Source organism: Anaerocolumna sp. AGMB13025, assembly GCF_029689925.1.
GTDB lineage: Bacteria > Bacillota > Clostridia > Lachnospirales > Lachnospiraceae > Anaerocolumna.
The window spans coordinates 3,041,385-3,063,254 of record NZ_CP121445.1 but is presented as its reverse complement, the minus strand read 5'-3'; the positions used below and the strand labels follow the sequence as shown (position 1 = coordinate 3,063,254).

The following is a 21,870-nucleotide window of genomic DNA, read 5'->3' as shown; positions in this document are numbered from 1 at the left end:
GTAAATAGAATTCTTAAGCATATCTTGGACAGCAGTTAAATAGATTATAGTAATACTTTTATCGGAGGAAGAAAATGAATTTAACGACTGGAATCAATACAGCATCTAAGAAATTCAGCAAAAAAAATGGGCATAATCAAACCTCGAGCGAGAATAAAAGATCATATACGAAAGCAGGAATTGTCTTGTTTTTGGCTATCATCTTAATTTTTCCTTCCTCCTCTTACCTGGGTGCGAAAAAAGGTCTTCTGTTATGGTTTAATACCGTACTGCCAACTTTATTACCTTTTATTATCGTATCCAATCTGGTAATAGCCTTACAAATCACGAAACCCTTAAGCAAAATCCTTTATCCGGTCTTTCATTTTCTGTTTGGAATCAGCCGGGGCGGCTGTTATCCGGTTTTAATGGGTTTTTTATCCGGTATACCAGTTGGTGCCAAATCAGTTGCCGATTTGGTAAACCAAGGAACCATTGATGAAGAAGAAGGGCAGTATCTTTTAGCTTTTTGCAACAATGCCAGTCCTATGTTTATTATGAGTTACATTGCAATCTCCCAGCTAAAACTACCAGAAATCCGTTTTTATTTATTACTGATTATATATTTATCTGGTATCCTATCTTCCTTTATACTTTTTCGTCTGTTTCCGAAACGAAACGGTAACAGAAAGCTTTCCCTATCTGCAATGGAATTTGGACAGAATTGTAACAGGGCTAATACAGAAGCTGCCAAGTTTGATTTTTCCTTACTGGATAATTCCATTATGAATGGCTTTGAGATTATTACCAAAGTAGGAGGCTATATTATATTATTTTCCATACCGGCTCAGATTATTTCAACACTTGGAACCGGTGATGGTTATCTAAAACTTCTGACCACCGGTTTTTTAGAAATTACCACAGGCATAAACAACATCAGTTTATCAAATCTGGAAATGGGCACAAAAATAGCCTTGATTACCATGATTACAGCTTTTGGCGGTCTGTCCGGAGCGGCTCAGACCAAAAGTGTAATTAATAGTACAAGGCTATCCATCGGTTTATATATTAAGTCCAAATTACTTCATATGCTGATTGCATTCACGCTAACTGCAATCTATGTAAGATTTATACTATATTGAATACAAACTGGTTAGATTTATTCAATATCTTCCAGAAAAGTATTCTCATCAAAGTTAAAATCATCATCGGAATACCCTTCAGTTGTCCCGGCGGCTGATTCGTTAACCTCAGCACTGTATTCCTGTCCGTTGTTAAGAAGTTCATTCCTGTTATTAATAACAATATCAAGATTGCCTTTTAAGGCGCTTAACAGATTCTCATATTTTGCACGGCTGCTATCATAAGCATTGGTTAAAATATGTTCCACATCCGAGAGCATATCTTCGGTATAAGCTAAGGCTCCGGACCGGATCTGATTGGCGTCTTCATTGGCAGCTGCAATTATCCTCTCTGCTTCTGCTGCAGCCTTATTAACCATATCATTCGCCTGTTCATAAGCCTGCTGCATAATTTCATGATCGTTGATAAGAGAATGCGCTTTCTCGCCAGCTTCAGCTAAAATTACCGCTGCTTTTTCTTCTGCATCTGCAATAATTGCATCCCGGTTTGATATAATCTTTTGATATCTCTTTATCTCATCAGGAGTCCTCAGTCTTAACTCATCCAGTAAATCATATAATTCATCCTTTGGTACAATTACTTTCGTTGTTGATAGTGGTTGCATTCTGCAGCTTTCTACGAATTCGTAAATGTCTTCGATTAACTGCTCTATTCTACTGGCACCCATATTAACCTCTCCTTAATTTGTTATATTTTTCGTAAATAGACTGTACAATACAGTCAGGTACAAACTGTTCTATTTTTCCACCGTAACTGGCTATTTCTCTGACTGTACTGGAGCTAAGATAAGCATACTCCACACTCGTTGTTAAAAAAACGGTATCTACTTTTGGATTTAATTTATGGTTCGTTTGAGCTAACTGCAATTCGTATTCAAAATCTGTAATAGCTCTTAATCCCCTCACTATTACATTGGCATTCTTCTCGTCAGCAAAATCTACTAAGAGTCCCTGGTAAGCTTCTATCGCTACATTGGGGACATCCTTTGTTACCTCTTCTAAAAACCTGACACGTTCGTCCGAAGTAAATAAAGGTGATTTACTGCTGTTTTTTAAAACTCCGATTATTAACTTGTCCACTAATTTTGATGCCCGTAAAATTATATCTAAATGTCCCAGAGTAACCGGATCAAAGCTTCCGGGATAAATTCCTATTCTCAATTTAATTCCTGCCTTTCCTAGCGTCGAGTCTTTCCTTCGAGCCGGATGGGGCTAATAATGTGTGCGAAAAACTACAGCTGCTATAACATATCTTAGCCAAGAAGACTAATCTTATGTGTTTCTTATTTTAATTCAATAAATACATGTTTGTTGGTTTTGTATTCTTTCTCCCGATAAATCTGAAACCTGCTTTTGTCTAAATAATCAAAACTGGTATCCATAGAAGCTTCCACAATAATTATGGTATTGCGGTATACGATACTGGAATGTTCCAGTGCATTTAAAACCTTTTGTTCCAATCCCTGATTATAAGGAGGGTCCATAAAGATAATATCGAATACCCTTCCCTGTAATTCCAGGGTTCGGATTGAGGATATTACATCCAAAGCAAGAACCATCGCACCTGCTAAAAGACCGGTATTATGTAAATTAAGCTTAATACAATCAAGTGCAGCTTTTGAATTTTCTATAAATACTGCTGACCTGGCTCCTCTGCTTAAAGCTTCGATACCAATCGCACCGCTTCCGCTGAATAAATCTAAAAAATCACAATCTGCCAACTCCTGATTTATCATATTAAATAAAGTTTCTTTAATTCTATCTGTAGTAGGTCTGGTTTCCAGTCCGTCGATGGTTTTTAATGTTAACCGTTTAGCTTTTCCTGCAATTACTCTCATTGTCTGCTCCATTACCTTCATATAATCTATGTATTGCCTATTAGATAAAATATCTGAAAACTTTTAAAATATCTATTAATATTGTATAATATAAAATCATTTTGTCAACTTGTTTTTGGCTTTTTAGAGCATTTTTACTAGATTGTATCCATTAATTTTACCCCAAAAAAGTTGATATTTCAACAGATATTTTGATTTGCCATTAATTGGCGTTCTTCTCCTTAGCAAAGGAAAGGATAAAATTAGTAAATGAGCTGCTTAACTTTATAAGCAGCCCATCTACCATTACTAATCCTAAATTATTTCGTTTTTTGTTTTCATATATTAAAATTACTGTTGACCCGACATACGTTTTTCTTGTTCTGCAATCATTTTTTTAACCATCATACCACCAACACTGCCATTCTGGTAGGAAGTTAAATCCCCGTTATAGCCCTGTTTTAAAGGTACTCCGATTTCGCTTGCAACTTCATACTTGAAACGATCTAATGCTTCTTTTGCCTGTGGTACTTCTGCTCTGTTTCTACTTGCCATAATAAACGCCTCCATTTACTTATTTTGAATCCTTCAAGTTTAATTTTTTTGTTTGTGGTTCAAAATAGTTCTGTGTTGTTGTTTGTTACGCTATTATTATGTGCAGTCTATTTTATAAAATTCATGTAATTTATGGTAACCGCATCTGAATCATATTAATGAGATCTGTTTATCCGATTCATATAATTCGTAGTTTCGATTCGTTTATAAGGAATCTGTTAATTGATGATTGGTTTCAGTAAATATCACTTAAATTCATTCCACTTATTGCAATTCTACTTATTATTGAATCTAATTTATTCAGCGACCATAAAATTCATTGAGTATTAAAATTCAATCTATTTCAATTTGCAACATTGTCAGTTCTGTTTTAATTGATATTCAGGTTTTATTGAAATTCAGGTTTTATTGAAATTCAGGTTTTATTGAAATTCAGGTTTTATTGAAATTCAGGTTTTATTGAAATTCAGGCTTTAGAAATTCAGTTTGTTAAAATTCAGTTGTTAAAATTCAGTTTAAAGAAATTCAGTTTAAAGAAATTCAGTTTGTTAAATTCAGTTTAAAGAAATTCAGTTTGTTGAAATCCACTTTATTGAAATTCACTTTGTTGAAATTCACTTTGTTGAAATTCACTTTTTATTGAAATTTAGCTTAATTGAAATTCAGTCTATTGTAGTTCAGTTAATAGAAATTCTGTTTAATTGGACTTGGCTAGATTGTGGTTCTGTCTTAAAAATTATTTTGACTGAACGATATTCCAATAATCAATAATCCGTTTAAACGGTATGGGCTGAATCTGTATTTAGTTTTAATGATGTTTAGTTTATCGAATTCCGCTATATAATATAAAATTCTAAGATAATTTATATCATTCGTTTTGCTTCACATGGACAATATAGGTTTCATAACTCTTTTCTCTTGTAGTCGGGCTGATAAATACCACTTCTCCCAAAGACTTTAAGAGCTGGTCATTAAGATCTGAATATTTATCCCGCTCCAATTTACCTATATAGATATATTCAATTTTATATTCATCAAGGAGAGACCGAACCTGTTCTATATCGCCAGAAGTATAAATCGTTTTAATATCTTCCGCTCTCTTATTCACTATTTCGGTACTTCCTCGCCATAGCCATTCATGAACATACCAGCCAAGAACGGTTGGTAAGCCTGTAGAAACAGATATACGTTCATAATCAGAATAACTGTCACCATTTGCTTCCAGTATGACTGGTGTTCCTTTAATATTCTCGTTCAGCCATTGAATCCCCAGATAATCATCCGGCATTTTTTCCTTTAAATAAGCGGCTGCATCAAGTCCCTTATAATTCTCTGTTTTGAAAACATTACCATACCAGGCCTTAACAGAAACTTTCGTATACCAGAGGCTGCTTAAAAATAAAACTAAAGTGATAATCGTAAATTTAAGCTGCCACTTAAATCTACGGGCTTTTATAAATTTTAAGAAGATAAAACCGCTGCTGACACCAAAGAGGATAAAGGCTTGATAAGTCAACTTAAACATAGTATTTGCTCTTTTGTAATCACCGGAATATATGTCTTTTATATAGATTAATTCCGGTATCAAAATCAGACCAATGCCGCATAGACCAAGTGTTATGACAAATAGTTCCGATATATTTAAGGAACCTAAAAAATCAACAATAGATCCGGATCTGCCGCCATTATAATATACAAGGGAGCCCTTTTTCTCTTCTCCCGGCTTATTTATTTTTTGAATATAGTTTGATATTAAATCAACTAAAAGCCCGGCAATTAAAGTAACGGGCAGCCCCCATAATATAATGAGCTGATAAATGGGAGTATGGTTCATAGCCAAATTAACCTGGGTTGAAATCTGTTTAAAGGTTAAAGTAAAGGGTAGTGCAATAACTTCCGAAATTACGAAAACAGTGACTCCCTGAATAGCCGTAACGATAAAGGGGTTTCTTAATAACCAATAGCTCTCTTTTTCTGCCCTTATCTTACAATCTCTGAACATAACCAAATTAAAGAATAGAATTACCGCTCCTGACACGACATAATAAATAGGAAAATCCCAAAAATTTGTAGTGTGGAACAAACCGATAAAGAATCCGATTAAAAGAATATGCGGATCTGCTATATTATGCAAAACTCCTGCCAGACCTACAGGTTTTTTCTGTGGAAGGTTGTCCATGGATTTTTTCCGGAAAAGCACCCACCCAAATAGGATACCAAGAACGGTCAGAACAAAGATAATATTAATTGCATGGGCATGCAAATCTCCCAATACAAAGGAGTAACTGGGGAATTCATGGATGGTTTTATCTTTGGTATCCGGATTATAGCCAATAAATCTGGTAGAATCCGGAAACCAGTATTTGTCCTCAGATTTTACTCCCAGAATGGTCTGGATTAAGGGAACTATCCAATAAAACAAAGTAAAATGCATATTACCTGCCAAAGAAACTCCTGCACCGGATAATAATCCTGCAAATACAGGTGATTTTTTGTACCTGATATCCTGCTCTTTTAAAAAGTTCCTAGTAACATTATAAATCAGGGAATATGGCAGTACAAAAGCAAAGGCTGCCAGGGTCATAAGCATCAGGTTATAGCCTGCATTTACTTTGACTAATGATAATTTGGTCATAAAGGCCGCCATATACTGGCCTACATAATAATAATTTATGGTACTGCCGGCAAACCACAAATCCTTTGGCGGCATATAATCTCCCCGCATCATGATGGTCATAAAGCCGTAGTCCATAAATTTCTCTGTTCCATAAGCCTCCGGTTTAAAACCCCTGATATAAGTCCAAATCAGAAAAATAATAAGAAATAATAGCTCTTCTGAAATCATAGAAGTTAGCTTTTTCGCCGAAAACATAGCTTTTTTATCTTCCGTCTTCATTCTTACCAACAATAAGGCATTGACTAAGACACATATTATAATGACCAGAAAACAGGATACCGTATTAAACTTAAGCAGTTTCATGGAAGAAAAAAGCCACATAAGGTAACCGCTTAAAGCTATTCCAATGGTTTTGGCAAATACATAACCATTATCATGAAAATGAGAAAAGATTTTCTGTGCAAGAGGCAGAAAAGTAATTCCAAGCAGTAAAAGCACACACCACCACTGTAAAAAAGCATTAAAATCTTCTTTTAGAACTAACTTTGCCAGGATAAAGACAATTACGCCAAGCAAACCCTGTATACTATATTTTATTACACTATTATGTTCTACACGGCGAGATAAGGTTGTATTATTCTCCATAGTTTGGCTCCTTACCTGATTTCTCAGTTAAATGTATTTATTAATGGAAGAAAAGTCTTTAACAGCCTGTCTTCCAATTTTAACTATTTTCTTCATATTAATGGAGTTAACCCCTCCCTGTCTCGGACGAAAGGTAATGGGAAGGTATTTTACAGAAAGCTTCTTTTTTCCGTAAATAACCGATACCAAAACATTGGATAAGTTATAATCTTTTGGTATCAGTTTAATATTATCTTTTAAAATGTCGGCTTGCATTAAACGAAAGGGCGTATTCGCATCCTTTATCGATACATGAAAACACACCTGTAATACAAGCTTTAGAGTTTTAGTAACAAAAAGTCTGGATAAGCCGTCCTGTCTGCCTTTTCTGCTGCCAATCACCATAGCATACTGATCACGGAGTTTCCAAAACTCCCAAAATTCCTCCGGTAAAGTCTGACCATCAGAATCAGTCTGGAAGATGTAGTCCGCCCCGTGTTCTATCCCATAGTTATATCCATATAACACGGTAGCACCATGTCCGCCATTGGGCTTTGTTAATGGTTCAAAAGCAGGCTTTACTTTAGCTTCTGCTTTCATGATGGAATAGGTGGAGTCCTTACTTCCATCATCTATTATCACTAATTTACTTCCATTTCCTATCTTATCCACTATATTGTACCAATCATTAATTATGTCACGGATAGTTTCTTCTTCATTGTAAGCTGGAATTACAATATAAAGTTTATCCATTAAGACCTCCATTAAAGATATCAAGTGCACGCCTTACCACAGCGTCCATATTATAATAGCGATATTCCGCCAGTCTGCCAAGAAAGATTACTTTTTTCTCCTTCTCCATCTCTGACTGGTATAAGGAAAACTGATCCTTACATTCCTTGGTCGGAAAAGGATAATAAGGTTCCCCTTCGCTGTTTGGAAATTCTTTTAATATGGTAGTCATCTTATGTTCCTGCCAAGTCAGTTTTTTAAATTCCGTAATCCTTGTAAAATCATAATCATTGGGATAATTCACCACCGGTGCCTGCTGGTATTCTTCTTTAGGAAAGGTTTCAAATACAAAATCAATACTTCTGTATTCCATCTTTCCATATTTATAGTCATAATAATAATCGGTAGGACCAGTATAAATTAGTTTCTCATATTCTATATCTTCTATTACTTCTTTATAGTCCGTATTTAAAAGTATTTTGATATTAGGATTTGCTGCCATCTTCTCACACATTTTTGTAAAACCGTACTTTGGCATTCCCTGATAACGGTCGTTAAAATATCTGGTATCCCGGTTTAAACGAATGGGGATTCTGGAGATAACAGAAGTATCGATTTCACCCGGATCAATTCCCCACTGCTTTTTTGTATAAGTTTCAAAAATCTTCTGGTAAATGTCCACACCAACTTTGCTTAATGCAACATCTTTGCTGGTTTTGACTTCCTCCATAGGAACTGCCTGCTTTTTTAAGAATTCCTCTACTTCATCACAGGATAAGTTAAGGTTATAGAGTTTATTGATGGTTTCAACAGTAATCGGCATAGGAATCAGGTTTCCGTCAACATAAGTTAAAACCCTGTGCCAGAAGTCATTCCAGGGTGTAAATTTACTTAAATACTGATATACCTCACGGTCATTGGTATGAAAAATATGGGGTCCGTAATTATGAATTAAGATTCCATCTTCATTATAAGAATCGTATACATTGCCGCCGATGTGGTTTCTCTTTTCGATTATCAATACCTTTTCCTTTAATACATTGGCGATTCTTTCTGCAACGGTTAAACCAGCAAGTCCTGCCCCGACTACAATATACTTATATTTCATATGTTAATACCTGATTGTTGGGCTGCCGCAATCAAACACACCGATACCTGTTAAAGGCATAGTAACTATTTTTTCTATCTCTAGTATGCGATTAATCTTCAACAACACCACTGCCGCAATAAACTTAATATTATGCGGCGTACCTTTCTTTATATTTTATTCTTCAAATCTCATATTTCTTTCAATCAATCTTTTCTTACATAATTCCATAAAATACGTTAGCTACATCCTCCGTAATAATCTCTGATAACTGTTCTTTAGTAGGTTTATCCTTAGTCACTAAACGATTTGCCTGGTTTACAATTATTTTCTCAAAAACATTTCTGATTCCCCTGGCATTGCCAAACCGAATCCGATCCTCCTCAGCCATTGCCATAAGCTTTCCTTTTACTATGTTAAGTGCTGCTTCTTCTATCGTAAGACCTGCTTTTGCGGCCATGGATTTCAAAATCTCTATTAATTCTTCTTCGGTATAATCCGTAAATTCTATAAATTTATTAAATCTCGAAATTAAACCGGTATTGGCTTTTAAAAACTGCTGCATCTCTTCTCTGTAACCAGCTACGATTACCACCAGATTATCCCTATGATCTTCCATCATCTTGACCAGGGTATCAATTGCCTCCGACCCAAAATCATTAGTGCCAATGCCGGTGGATAAAGAATATGCTTCATCAATAAAAAGAACGCCGCCAAGAGCCCTTTCAACCACTTCCTTTACTTTAAGGGCGGTCTGTCCGACAAAACCCGCCACTAATCCGGAACGATCTGTCTCAACTAAATTACCCTCGGACAATATTCCTAATTCCTTATAGAGCCTAGCTACCAATCTGGCAACTGTAGTTTTACCGGTTCCGGGATTACCGGTATATACCATATGATAAGACATCTCCATCGTTGGCATATTATATTCTTCTCTAAGCTTCCTTACCCGTATTAAATTGATCAAGGAGTTGATTTCTGTTTTGACAGACTCCAGACCAATAAGGGAATATAATTCCTCCAGATGCTTCTCTAGATGATCAGGTTCATCAACAGCCTCAGAGGTTTGCTCCTGTAACGTTTCAGACTCTGTATCTGCCTTAAGACTTCCGTCAGCTTTATACCCAGCCTCATGTTCCGTCAGTTCTTTCTGCTTTGCTGTCACTGTATTTTTCGTATAATCCAGATCTTTAAGCCTTATTTTGGACTTGTCCTTGTTTAATATATAGTTGTCTTTATATTTTTCAAAGTCCCCATTCGAGGTCACTTGCATTGCACTGCTGTATTCCAGCTCCTCACTGCTGATTTTACGAAAAACATATCTTTCGTCAATAACATAGTTAAGTTTACTGCTGCCTTTGATAAAAGCACTGATTTGCCGGTAATATCCTAAAATAAATGACGTTAATTTTACATTCTTTGAATCATTGATATAAGCCATAGCTAAAACCGTATTCAGCAGAGCATCAAAAAACATGCCGCCGATACAGGTAGATTTCTCAATATCCCTTAGACTTAAGAGCTGCAATAATATCGGTGGTGATTTTAATACTTTCTGGGCCTGGTAAAGGATATCCTCATCATCCTCTTTATTAAGAGTCATGCCGATCATATTATATTCCGGTATATCTGCAATATAACATCTTTCTTCCTGATTAAAACACCCGCAGAATACTGCCAGCTGTACCAGAACCGCCTGCAGATATAAGTCTAACATCTCATTAATTGACTTTCCAAGCACCGTCTCCGGTTTTTCCCAGTACCCTTCATTCAGTAATAGGTCACAATATTTCGCTAAGGTATTGTAATTATCCTTTCCAATCTGAAAAAGCTTAGCTTTTGAATAACCCTGGCTCATTATGACACTCCCTCCTGCTGCGATATCCTATGGATTACACTATAAACAATTTTATTATACTATATATTTCCAAAAATAAAAAGAGTATGTTTCTAAAACCTTATGACAAATAATTAGGAAATAGTGCCCGGGTCAAACTACAAAGTTCCCATATCAAAATGATTAATCCGTTCTGCCAAAGGGGGGTTCTCTTTAAGAATCGTACTAAGCTCCTGTTCCGTTAAACCCTTTGCAGCTTCATTGGCCTTCATAAGAACACCAGCATCATTATAAATATCACCGATTCGAAATTCCATATCACCGCTTTGCCTTATACCAAACATATCTCCGGGACCTCTTAATTTTAAATCTTCTCCAGCAATATAAAATCCATCATTAGAGCGGTTTAAGATTTCAAGCCTTTCCTTCGTCTCCCTGGAACCAGAACCGCTTACCAGAATACAGTAGGACTGATGCTTTCCTCTTCCTACCCTTCCTCTTAGCTGGTGAAGTTGGGCCAGACCAAATCGTTCCGAATTTTCTATCATCATTACCGTTGCATTAGGAACGTTGACGCCTACTTCTACTACTGTAGTAGAAACTAAAACCTGAATTTCTCCCTTTGAAAACCGCTCCATGATATCATTCTTTTCCTTTGGTTTCATCTTACCATGGAGATATTCCACCATAATATCTGCTGGCATGGCTTCCTTTAATTTTTCCGTATATTCCAGTACATTTTCTGCTTCTATAGTTTCACTTTCATCCACCATTGGGCAGATAACATAGGCTTGTCTTCCTGCACTTACCTCTTTAGCAATAAAGCGGTAAGCAGTAGGACGATATCCGGTATCCACCACACAGTTTTTAATAGGCAGGCGGTTTGCCGGCAATTCATCCACTACTGATATATCCAGGTCTCCATACAGGATAATAGCTAACGTTCTTGGGATTGGTGTGGCACTCATAACAAGAACATGCGGATGGTCTCCCTTACCGGTTAAGGATTCTCTTTGTCTGACACCAAAACGGTGCTGTTCATCCGTAATAGCAAGGGCCAGGCAGTTATATTCCACCTTCTCCTGTATCAGGGCATGGGTTCCAATAATAATATCAGCTTCCTGGGTTTTAACCTTTTCGTAAGCCTTCTTCTTCTCCGACGCGGTCATGGAACCTACTAACAGCAAAGTATTGATTCCATAGGCTTTAAACATTCCGGTTAAGGATTCATAATGCTGCTTGGCTAGTACTTCTGTAGGTACCATAAGGCTACCCTGGTAGCCGTTTAAAGCGGTTAACAGCAATGCAAGAGCAGCTAATATAGTTTTACCGGAACCAACATCTCCCTGTATCAGACGGTTCATGGTATGACTTCCGGTCAGATCTGCCTTGATTTCTTTCCATACCTTATCCTGGGCATTGGTAAGCCTAAAGGAAAGTTCACTGATAAAACGAGTTAAATCTTCCCGGTCTGTCATATTAAACTGGTTAGTCCAAACAGTCTTTTTCTCCTTCAGAGTCATAAGTGCCAGCGTGAATCCAAAGAACTCATCGAATACTAACCTGTTTCTGGCATCAGCCATAGTTTCAGGACTTTTAGGAAAATGAATTTCCTCTAAGGCATTTTTATAGGATACCAGCTTATTTTCTTTGACAATCCGCTTAGGCAGATAATCTTTTGATAACTCCAGTTCGCCAAGGGCAATTTTTACTGCTTTCGATATGGCATGATTGGTTATTCCAAAAGTCAGGGCATATACCGGCTGCAACACATTCATTTTAATCCGGTACTCTTCCCTAGTATATATTCCAGGCTGTTCTATCACTAAAACTCCATTTTTTCTTACTACTTTCCCCCGGAAGATAAAGTGATATCCCATACGCAGTTTATTTTTTAAAAACGGCATATTAAACCAGCTTATATTCAGACTTCCACTTGAATCCTTTACTCTGCAGGTTAAGATTTTTAAGTTTCGTACCTGCTTTACCTGAATGATACTAATAACAGACGCTTCTATGGAAATCATTTTCCCTTCCACAAGGTCTGTAATAGATATTGGTGCTTCAAAGACATCATACCCCCTTGGATAATGCCTGATAATATCCTCTACAGTAAAAAGACCCATTTTATTAAAGTCTCTTTCTGTTTTTTCACCAATTCCTTTAATTACTCTTAAGGGATCCGTTAAATTCATTGCCATATCATAGCCCTCCTCTTAATAAACCGGACACAATTTCTAATACATAAAAAAAGAGCCTTCGCCTTTTAAGCCCGAAGATTCTTTTTATTATTATGACCGGGTAATTCCCGGGATTATTCTACAGAAAGAACATAGTAGTAAATTGGCTGCCCGCCAAAATGCACTTCCACATCCATATCCGGATATTCTTTCATGATAAGTTCCGCCAGTTCACCAGCAGTCTCTTCTGTCATCTCGGCACCGTAATACAGACTGATTAATTCCGAGTCCTCATCCACTAAACCTTTTACCAGCTCAAATGTTGTTTCGGAAATATCCGTACCGACAGAAAGTATGGTCTTATCATTAAGACCCATGATATTACCCTGCTTGATTTCTTTACCGTCAATATTAGTATCCCTTACCGCATAAGTTACCTGTCCGCTCTTTACTTTCTTCATTTCTTCATTCATTCGTTTTTCATTCTCTTCAACGGTTTTATCATGAACATAATTAATGATGGAAGTAATGCCCTGAGGGATGGTTTTAGTCGGAATTACCACAATATGTTTATCCTCTGTTAAATCCTTGGCCTGTTGGGCAGCAAGGATAATATTGCTGTTATTCGGGAAAATAAAAATTGTTTCGGCATTCACCTGCTCGATAGCCGTTAACATATCCTCCGTACTCGGATTCATAGTCTGCCCGCCGGAAATGATATAGTCCACTCCAAGTCCTCTAAAGATATCGTTGATTCCTTCTCCGATGGAAACAGAGATAAATCCGACTTCTTTTCTAGAAACCTTTACAGCGGTGTTTTCCTTGGCTTTTTTTTCTTCCGCCTGTTTTGCGGCCAATTTTTGTGCATCTTTAATCAGACGTTCCGTATGCTCTTCTCTCATGTTATCAATTTTAATTTTAGATAAAGAGCCGTAAGTTAACGCTCGTTGGATGGCAAGTCCGGGATCATTGGTATGTACATGAACCTTGACTATCTCATCATCCGCTACCACTACCAAAGAATCACCGATTGATTCCAGATATCCTTTAAAATCCAGTTCGGTTTCAATACTGAATTCCTTTTCCAATACAATAATAAATTCCGTGCAATATCCAAACTTAATATCTGCGGCATTGAGATTCTCTATATTAACGGAAACCTCACCATGGTTCTTTGCTACCGGAATCGCTTCAAAATCAACTTCTTTACCAAGTAAAACATCGTAAGCGCCTTTTACAATTTCAAGGAGCCCCTGACCGCCGGAATCAACTACGCCTGCTTCTTTTAATACGGGTAAAAGCTCTGGAGTATGTTCAAGGACTTCTTCCATGTATTGTATTACTTCTTTACCAAAATAGACCAGATCATCTGTTTCACTTACCAGTTGGGCTGCTTTTTCCGCACCACCTCTGGCAACAGTAAGGATTGTACCTTCCTTGGGCTTCATTACTGCCTTATAAGCAGTTTCAACCGCCTTTTGAAAAGCATTGGCCATAATTGTTACATTTATCTCATTAAAATCCTTTATTTCCTTTGTAAATCCTCTGAATAACTGAGATAATATAACACCGGAATTACCTCTTGCCCCTCGTAAGGATCCACTGGATATTGCTTTCGCAAGCCCCTCGATAGTTGGATTCTCCATCTGAGCAACTTCCTTGGCAGCGGACATAATTGTCAATGTCATATTGGTACCAGTATCACCATCCGGCACCGGAAATACATTCAATTCATTAATATATTCTTTCTTACTTTCAATGCTCTTAGCTCCTCCCAAAAACATCTTCTTAAGAGTTAGAGCATCTATTGCCTTAATAACCACAAGTTTGTTCCTCCTTAAATGTAATTCGTCCTTTAGTCTATGACTCTTACGCCTTCGACAAATATATTAATTTTAACAACTTCCATTCCGGTAAATTCCTCAACCTTATATTTAACATTGCTGATTAGATTTTCAGCAACAGCTGAGATGCTTACACCATAGGATACAATAATATGCAGATCAATTATTATCTTGTTGTTGTCGACAGTAATATTAACGCCATGACTGAGACTTTCACGTTTCAGAAGTTTAACAAGACCATCCTTTACACTGATAGATGCCATTCCCACAACGCCAAAACACTCGACTGCAGAAGAACCGGCATATTTTGCCAATACATCATTATCTATTGAAACTTCACCGATTTGTGTATTCATGTGTCCTTTCATAGGAACCCTCCAATTCTATTTTTATAAAATAAGAAGTAGTAACAATTTACTACAGCTTATATCTTTCCATTCATTACTATTATACCCTTTTTTTTAATAAAATGGAATACTTATTTTAAAATCTGCAGGTTCTATTGTGCTAATTCTACATATTTTCCTCTGATTATTCCATGTTTCTCCAGCTTATGACAACTCATATAGAATAGAATCAAAAGATGCTATTCTTTGAAACCCTTCTTATAATATAAAAACAGCCAACTAACAAGTTTCTAGTATCGGATATATTGGAAATATCCTGCGCATATACTGTTATTATACAGAAATATCAATCCCTAAAAAGAAGTTACAATTCAAAAATTTATACTAATTTTAGTAACCATTCAGATAGATTGCTGCTTTGACAGCAGATGGGAGTTCATAATGAAAAGAATGATCGGCTTTATACTATTCTGGGTCGCTATCGGCATGACTATAATGCTTTTTATCACCAATGGAATTCTGGCAGTCTGTATTATTATAATGTTTTTAGTTTTGGGTTACAATTTATTTACATCCTGCTGAAAAGCCGAAAAAGCCTGTCCAAAACTATCAGTTATACCTCTTGAATGGATTATGAGAAATCCTATTCTCTGAGGCTGATAACTTATAGTTTGGGACAGGCTTTCCCATTGTTATGCTTTAAAATTATGCTCTTTCTACTTTGCCGGATCTAAGACATGAAGTACATACATATGTTTTCTTTGCTGCACCGTTAACCATAATTTTAACAGACTTTACATTCGCTTTCCACATCTTATTAGATCTTCTATGAGAATGACTCACAGCATTTCCAAAGTGAGCACTTTTTTCACAAATTGCACATTTAGCCATTTAAAGCACCTCCCTAGGTTTTATTTAAGTCGCACGACCTGCAAACAAATCTATTCTAGCAGAATTAACCTAATATTGCAAGATAAATTTTAAACTTTTGTAAGTATCCTATCCAAAATTAATCATTGCTGTATGTTTTTGAATTAATTACCTCATCTACTTTATCTGTTACGTCGTCTTCTTTATCCTTATCCTTCTTGAATTTATTGATAAATTCCGGCACCAAGTCCAGTATTTTGGTAATACTGTCTTGATTCTTTACATTAACCAGACGGGCAGTTCCATCTTTAATTACTAACACGGCACTAGGTGTCATTTTACCACCCATAGCACCACCCGCATTATTCTTACTGACATCCTTAGAAAAGGCTCCCGCACCCACACCAAAACTTACATCTACCAGAGGCAGAATGATAGTACCGTCATCGAATTTCACCGCATCTCCTACCACTGTTTTGGTGGTAATAAAACTATCCATACCTTTAAATAATGATTCTACTGTTGAATTGAAATTATTCTCAGCCATTATAAATCCTCCTTAAGAGTTTTAAAGTTTTTCAGTAAATTTCTAAAATTTTTATCTAATATAAGCTGTAAACATATTATTAGTAATGTTAATAATCTTATTCTTCCAAGACAAAACAAAGATCCTTTTAGAATTTCTTCTTCAAAATTAGGAATGACCCGCATGGATTTTCCATAATAACCGTAAAAAACTGCAAGAAGCCCCATAGCCTGCCCGGTAGAACTTGGATCACCAGTTCCAAACTCCAGATCCAGTTTAAATCTATTAGGTCTAATATGTCTTAGCATACGTTTTATGGTAACAAATGATTTTGAAAATGCTGCTTTATTGTTGCTAAAAAATACTTTTATCTTATCCCATTTCTCATGTATATTAAAAATCTTATCTTTAATATTGTTAAATTGTTCTTTTAAACTGATAAAAAAGCTTTTGATTTTAATAAAAAAATCTTTGATTTTTAAAAAAAAGATACTGATTTTATAAAAGAATTCTTTAATTTTTGAAAAGAATCCTGTTTTGCTTTCCTCTTCACCGGATTTTATCTCTGCCGCTTTTAATATAGTATCCGTATAAAATTGACTTTGCTCGTCTTCGTTTTGGTTATCATTGATAAAGGCTTTCTTTTGATCCGCCAACGTTTGATTTTCTGATTTTATTTCACTCTTCACCTCAAACTGTTTTGGGTTATTAAAATCTGGTTCTTTCTCATTCCAATTGGTCGTATCTAAGCTATCTAAGTCTTTTTTCTCTAAGCTATTTTGGTCTTTTTTCTCTGAGTCATCCAGGTCCTTGTTCTTTAGAGTGCCGATATTTTTACCGATTTTCATCTCCGATTCTTCAATCCGTTTCACAGTCTTAACCTCTGTCTTCATTAGGTCAGCTGTATTAACTTTCGAAGGTAGGTTCCCTTTTATATCTGTATTAGACTCTGTCCTTGCCTTTTTTCTGGCTTGCTTTTTTACTCCCGGCTTTTTCATAAAATCCTTAGCTTTATTTGGGTTATCTTTTCTGTGTAATCTTTTTTCCACCGGATTACTGCTGTCATAAAATATCTTTCCGAATATTCTAAGTTTTATAACCAATTTGCTGCCAGAATAATAAGCCCGTATATAAATCAGCCTTAACAGCCAGCTTATCTTTGCTTCAGCTTTTAATTCCTCCTGATTATCAGCATTTAATCTGTACCTGATTGGAACCAGCAGCACCAGGAGAATTACCAAAAGCAGCAAACCCAATATGGAGGCAAGAATAATTCCGATTATTTTTAAAAGGACTAAAACAATATGGAGCATATCTTCTTGGTTTCCTCCTTCTGGTACCTATATTACCGGGTCTCAAGCGGTCTTAGAATACAATCTGTGGGTCTTAAATATATTTCTATTTATCCTCTAACCCTAAAAATACTCCCTGACCTTAAAATCCCCGGTTTTATTATATATTTCCTCCAGCATATTCTTTACTAATATCTTAGCTTGTCCCTTGGAACCGGCTAAACCAAGTATATAGATTTCCTGCCTTGCATAATAGGGAAATAATAATTCATTCGCGTTGATTATATCAAACAGATTATGGGAATTCGATGCGAAGGTTATACAATACACCTCAAAAGTCATTTCGCCTCTTTCAATGGATTTCATGGTCTTACTTTTTTTCTTCTGTTTGAAATCTTCACCAAAATACAATTTAGATGCCCATTTTATCATTATAATAACACCTGTTCTTCCATAAACTCCCACGATATAATACTTATTCCATTATACCACAAATTTACATTAAAAATACAGAATTAATTCTCATAAAATGACTTAATTATATTTATACAGGCAATTTTTTCAGCCTTATCATGGCACTGCTCTAAAACTCCTTTAATATAATCCCTTACTTCATCCGTAGAACCGAAGAAAACCGGCATTTTGTTAATGGTATTTGCCATAACTGCTCTGTTAACGAATTTAGAATTAGCTTTAAAACTTTCAGTTAATTTTAGTATTAAATCTTCTTGTTCTTTGCTTAAATAACCTTCATCAACTCTATGCTCCGTAACAACCTGATCCAGCTCAATAAATAAGCTTGTACCTAATAGGTTCTGAGCGGTATTAAGACAATTATATAGTCTTCCTAGCATTAAGCTTTCCACCAGGTTTAAATGATTTGACTTTATATCAAAGAAATAAGCTTCTAAAATCCCGGCTTCTTCCGACATAAGTTCCTGTCTGCCTTCGGTATAAGTTAATTTATCTTCGGCTTCTTCACCCAGGGGCACTTTTTCCTCAGATAAAAAGTGTTCATTGATTTCACTAATTAATTTCCTGCATTGGTCTTCTTCCGACGGCAACAAAAGAAATTTCATTTCACCTTCCAGACCTTCAATCCGGTAACCATCCATATACGCATAAGGTGCTAAAATAAGCATTACATAAAGTTGATTTACACACTCTTGCAGACCATAATAAAAGTCCACGGAGGAATTAATTTTATAAGCTGCTCCGTCTATCTGCTCCAGGTAAGACGTGTAGTCTTCCTTCGTAAGTTCCTTATAATCAAGACTTTCCAAAGATTTCCTTAAGGTATGCAGATCCGGGTAAGCCCCTTCCATATCTTCCTGTTCATAGAGCATGGCTCCAGTTTTAATCATATACAGATAACTGTCCAAAGAAGATTGGTCAGCACCTTTATAAATGGTCAGACTGTCTCTTAGCAGGTCAAAATATCTGGATTTTGTCAATCTTACCGGAAGCTGGCCGATTACTTCTTTAATTTTTTCATTGACTATCACATTATCCGTGGTATCAAAAATATACGCCATAACTTCTTCCAGAAATTCCTCTTCATCAACTTCTTTAATTTCATCCTGGAATTTGTATTCTATACGGTTGAATATATATTCGAACACCTGGAATATGTCCGTATAAGCAGTTAAGATCTTCATGCGGCTGATAATAATATTACGGATTCCATCAAGACCTTTTACTCCTGCTTCCATTCTGTCTCCGGAGAAATTGCATAATAAAATGTCTTTCACGATCCGGTTCACTTCATTAAGCAGATCTATTTCCTCTTTCGGTCTAATTCCCTCAGCGTCAACATAGTTCTCATAAAAAGTATAGTAATGCATGGTAAATTTTAATTCTGCATACTGTCCATACAAGTTGACCAAACGGTTAAAAAACTGCGGTATATTAAACTCCAGATTTTCTCCTTTTTGAATTTCTTTACAGATTAATTTCATGTTCTTGTTCATAGTAACGTTTTCCTCCAACTATCTATACTGTCTTTTGCTGATAAATCCATTGACAACCAGCAATCCGCAAGCTGTTATAATGAATTTGATATAAGAAATATATGGAATATTCTCCAAATTCGTATTTAATATTATAACAGTAAATTCTTTAATAAACCAGCAATTTGGAATAATTTTCGAAATATTTAATAACTTATTGTCAAAAAATCCGGCTGCCAGACTAAAAAAACCTAAAAAACCAAAAATTAAAACCGAAAAAACACCCAGCAATTGATACCTGACCGTCCTTACCGTTAAATTGCCCAGGAGAAGAAACCACAGTATCATTACGGCCAAAAAAAGCTCCGACAGGAAGAAAATCTTGCATGCACCTGCCAGACCAAGTCCCGGTACCTGAAAAAATAAACCAAGGCTAAGTAAAAGAGTGATTATACTCAGTAGGCAAAAGGTAACCGTAAAGTGGTTTACATCCATATAATAGTGCTTGTTCAGAGTAATCTTTACCCTTTGGCGAATTCCCTGTTCCTTTTCATAGACGGTAACGGCTGTCAGTAACATAGCCATAAAAGAAAGTAACATGGCGGTAATTCCCCAGACTGCCTGGAGATAGAGTATAGAATTACCTATGCTCCCGGCTGAATCCTGATTGCTGCTATCGACCATCCTGATGTCAAAGGCAAAATCAAAATCAGGGCTTGTAAGCAAAGAATTTGCATACTCCATGTACTCTTGTTCCGATAGTTCCTCTTTTCTATTTAGTGAACCGGAAGCTCCAAGGCTTTTGCTACCAAAAGGAAGCGCTTTATATAAATTATACCCTTTATACAGACATATCTTATACAACATTTCACCGGCAATGAGATCGGACAGTATTTTGGCGGATTCATCTCCTTCCAGATAATACATAGTAATCAACTCATCGGTTTTTCCGTTTCGGATGGATTTTTCATAACCTTCCCTTATTATAAAATATGCCCTTATTTCTTCTTTATATAATAAATCCTTTAATTCCTTTTCTTTACCTTCATATACATAAAAAGCCGGTACCTTTTTAATGGCTTCAACCACATCGTCAGCACTTTGACTTGTGTCAAGATTAACGATTCCAACCGGCACGCTGCTACGCTCTTTCGCATGAAAGGACAGGGTGTTGATAACAAAAAGAAAGGAAATCACGGAAACCACCATAAGGATAGAGGTCAGTTTATGGTCAAAAATAGTTTTCAGTCTGATTAGAAAGAGATTATTCTTCATAATATACCTCCTCCCGGTTATAGAGTTTTATCGAAAGGAATAAAAAAATAAGTGCCCCTCCAGCCATACTAAGTATAAACTTAAGAGCCAGTCCCTCATCGGTCCCTTTTTGAACCAACAAAAGGGTACGGACAAACCAGTAATTCGGAGTCAATACCGACATCGACGTGAATGCCTTGGGTAAATACATAATCGGAATAATACTGCCACCGATTACAGCAGTCAGGAACCCGATAAAATTACCGGCTGTCATAAAGCTTTGTATCCGATAAAATAAACCACTTAAAAAGATGGAGAAACAGATACTGAATAAACAAGCAGACAGCAATACTCCTTCATATAGAAAGGATATTCTATTCCCCTGGTATACAGCTGAAAGTATATAAATCAGAGATATAGCCGAAAATACAAAGACAGAGGCAAACAGGACTTTTTCTGAAAGTATGATAAAGGTCGGTGTTCCCACTGATGAGAGTCGTTTTAAGATACCAGCCTTTTTTTCCTTCATTAATAAAAATCCTACATATAATCCCATATAACTGATAAATATGGAAAGAATAGCGAAATAATAATATTGAAACAACGATGTCACCGGATAATCACTGTCTTTCAGATACCGGAAAAATTTTTCTTTACCCAATGCAGTAAAAATCAAATTATAGGATATCTCAATATTCTTCTTATTTATTAAAGCATTATCCATACCAGCATTTTTCATGGTATCAAATAAAGCCATGCAGTTTACTTCTACAGCTCGTATGTATTTTTCATAACTATCCAATATATTCTTGAGCAGAACTGCTTTTGTAACGTCTTTTTTACTAATTAAAACCTTAACCGGAAGGTGATCAAAATACATCATGTTTTCTGTAAAACCTTTTGGTATCTGAAGGAATAAGTCAATTTCCCCCTGATAAAAAGCATGTTCCAACTCTTCGCTGCTGCCTTCTACGATTTGTACATAAGAAGAAAAACTCTCACTTTCTCTGAAATATTCAATCAGCATCTGAGAATAAGGTGAACGATCCTCATCTGAGAGTCCAAACTTTATCGGGTTTACCAAAAGAGCTTTCTGATCCCTGACATTATAAGAAGTGCTTATTATAAAAATAATAAGCACTACAAGTAAAATGGCTATTCTTTTTTTATCTTCCAATACTTCTTTGAGGTCTTTTTTTAATAAATAAAGCACGA

Annotated in this window: 20 protein-coding genes; 2 read left to right on the top strand and 18 right to left on the bottom strand. The window is 36.0% G+C overall.

Translation table 11 applies throughout. From position 1 onward, the window contains the following. The first annotated feature begins 74 nt into the window (after positions 1–74). Positions 75–1,121, top strand: coding sequence for a transporter (locus QA584_RS12500; RefSeq protein ID WP_278274833.1), 1,047 nt, complete (start codon positions 75–77; stop codon positions 1,119–1,121). Positions 1,122–1,138: 17 nt separating this feature from the next. Here the strand turns inward: QA584_RS12500 and QA584_RS12495 are convergent, their stop codons facing one another. The 11 genes from QA584_RS12495 to QA584_RS12445 all read right to left on the bottom strand — a co-directional run bounded on the left by QA584_RS12495 (position 1,139) and on the right by QA584_RS12445 (position 14,785). Then, the gene (locus QA584_RS12495) at positions 1,139–1,789 is read right to left on the bottom strand and encodes an ATPase (protein WP_278274832.1); all 651 of its coding nucleotides are present in this window, start codon (positions 1,787–1,789) and stop codon (positions 1,139–1,141) included. Between the two features lies 1 nt (position 1,790). After that, complete coding sequence (gene coaD, locus QA584_RS12490) at positions 1,791–2,282, bottom strand: pantetheine-phosphate adenylyltransferase (protein ID WP_278274831.1); 492 nt, start codon at positions 2,280–2,282, stop codon at positions 1,791–1,793. A 122-nt stretch (positions 2,283–2,404) separates the two neighbouring features. Then, positions 2,405–2,959: a 16S rRNA (guanine(966)-N(2))-methyltransferase RsmD gene (gene rsmD, locus QA584_RS12485; RefSeq protein WP_278274830.1), complete on the bottom strand. Its 555-nt coding sequence runs from the start codon at positions 2,957–2,959 to the stop codon at positions 2,405–2,407. Positions 2,960–3,289: 330 nt separating this feature from the next. Further along, positions 3,290–3,493 (bottom strand): alpha/beta-type small acid-soluble spore protein, encoded by a 204-nt coding sequence (locus QA584_RS12480; RefSeq protein WP_278274829.1) that lies wholly within the window; start codon positions 3,491–3,493, stop codon positions 3,290–3,292. 868 nt (positions 3,494–4,361) lie between these two features. Continuing rightward, a complete protein-coding gene (locus QA584_RS12475; protein ID WP_278274828.1) occupies positions 4,362–6,755 on the bottom strand; it encodes a DUF2298 domain-containing protein in 2,394 nt (797 codons plus the stop codon). A 27-nt stretch (positions 6,756–6,782) separates the two neighbouring features. After that, positions 6,783–7,487: a glycosyltransferase family 2 protein gene (locus QA584_RS12470; protein ID WP_278274827.1), complete on the bottom strand. Its 705-nt coding sequence runs from the start codon at positions 7,485–7,487 to the stop codon at positions 6,783–6,785. Then, positions 7,480–8,574, bottom strand: coding sequence for a UDP-galactopyranose mutase (gene glf, locus QA584_RS12465; RefSeq protein WP_278274826.1), 1,095 nt, complete (start codon positions 8,572–8,574; stop codon positions 7,480–7,482). Before glf ends, QA584_RS12470 begins: the two co-directional genes overlap by 8 nt. A 196-nt stretch (positions 8,575–8,770) precedes the next feature. After that, a complete protein-coding gene (locus QA584_RS12460) occupies positions 8,771–10,414 on the bottom strand; it encodes an AAA family ATPase (protein WP_278274825.1) in 1,644 nt (547 codons plus the stop codon). Between the two features lie 137 nt (positions 10,415–10,551). Continuing rightward, positions 10,552–12,588 (bottom strand): ATP-dependent DNA helicase RecG, encoded by a 2,037-nt coding sequence (recG, locus tag QA584_RS12455; RefSeq protein WP_278275164.1) that lies wholly within the window; start codon positions 12,586–12,588, stop codon positions 10,552–10,554. 119 nt (positions 12,589–12,707) lie between these two features. Next, complete coding sequence (locus tag QA584_RS12450; protein ID WP_278274824.1) at positions 12,708–14,396, bottom strand: DAK2 domain-containing protein; 1,689 nt, start codon at positions 14,394–14,396, stop codon at positions 12,708–12,710. A 32-nt stretch (positions 14,397–14,428) separates the two neighbouring features. Further along, on the bottom strand, positions 14,429–14,785 hold the full coding sequence (locus tag QA584_RS12445) for an Asp23/Gls24 family envelope stress response protein (RefSeq protein ID WP_278274823.1): 357 nt from the start codon (positions 14,783–14,785) through the stop codon (positions 14,429–14,431). 420 nt (positions 14,786–15,205) lie between these two features. On the opposite strand from QA584_RS12445, the gene QA584_RS12440 reads away from it, so the two are divergent. After that, on the top strand, positions 15,206–15,346 hold the full coding sequence (locus tag QA584_RS12440; protein ID WP_278274822.1) for a hypothetical protein: 141 nt from the start codon (positions 15,206–15,208) through the stop codon (positions 15,344–15,346). 123 nt (positions 15,347–15,469) lie between these two features. On the opposite strand, the gene rpmB is transcribed toward QA584_RS12440, so the two are convergent. From rpmB to QA584_RS12405, 7 genes are all read right to left on the bottom strand, one after another. Then, complete coding sequence (rpmB, locus tag QA584_RS12435) at positions 15,470–15,655, bottom strand: 50S ribosomal protein L28 (RefSeq protein ID WP_278274821.1); 186 nt, start codon at positions 15,653–15,655, stop codon at positions 15,470–15,472. Between the two features lie 118 nt (positions 15,656–15,773). Next, positions 15,774–16,181, bottom strand: coding sequence for a GerW family sporulation protein (locus QA584_RS12430; RefSeq protein ID WP_278274820.1), 408 nt, complete (start codon positions 16,179–16,181; stop codon positions 15,774–15,776). Continuing rightward, on the bottom strand, positions 16,181–17,473 hold the full coding sequence (locus QA584_RS12425; RefSeq protein WP_278274819.1) for a DUF2953 domain-containing protein: 1,293 nt from the start codon (positions 17,471–17,473) through the stop codon (positions 16,181–16,183). Before QA584_RS12425 ends, QA584_RS12430 begins: the two co-directional genes overlap by 1 nt. 102 nt (positions 17,474–17,575) lie before the next feature. Then, a complete protein-coding gene (locus QA584_RS12420; protein ID WP_278274818.1) occupies positions 17,576–17,884 on the bottom strand; it encodes a hypothetical protein in 309 nt (102 codons plus the stop codon). Between the two features lie 83 nt (positions 17,885–17,967). Further along, positions 17,968–19,422 carry a hypothetical protein gene (locus tag QA584_RS12415; RefSeq protein WP_278274817.1) on the bottom strand — a complete coding sequence of 485 codons (1,455 nt, stop codon included), beginning with the start codon at positions 19,420–19,422 and terminating at the stop codon, positions 17,968–17,970. 18 nt (positions 19,423–19,440) lie between these two features. After that, the gene (locus tag QA584_RS12410; protein WP_278274816.1) at positions 19,441–20,676 is read right to left on the bottom strand and encodes an ABC transporter permease; all 1,236 of its coding nucleotides are present in this window, start codon (positions 20,674–20,676) and stop codon (positions 19,441–19,443) included. Next, complete coding sequence (locus tag QA584_RS12405; protein WP_278274815.1) at positions 20,666–21,868, bottom strand: ABC transporter permease; 1,203 nt, start codon at positions 21,866–21,868, stop codon at positions 20,666–20,668. Before QA584_RS12405 ends, QA584_RS12410 begins: the two co-directional genes overlap by 11 nt. Positions 21,869–21,870 lie beyond the last annotated feature (2 nt).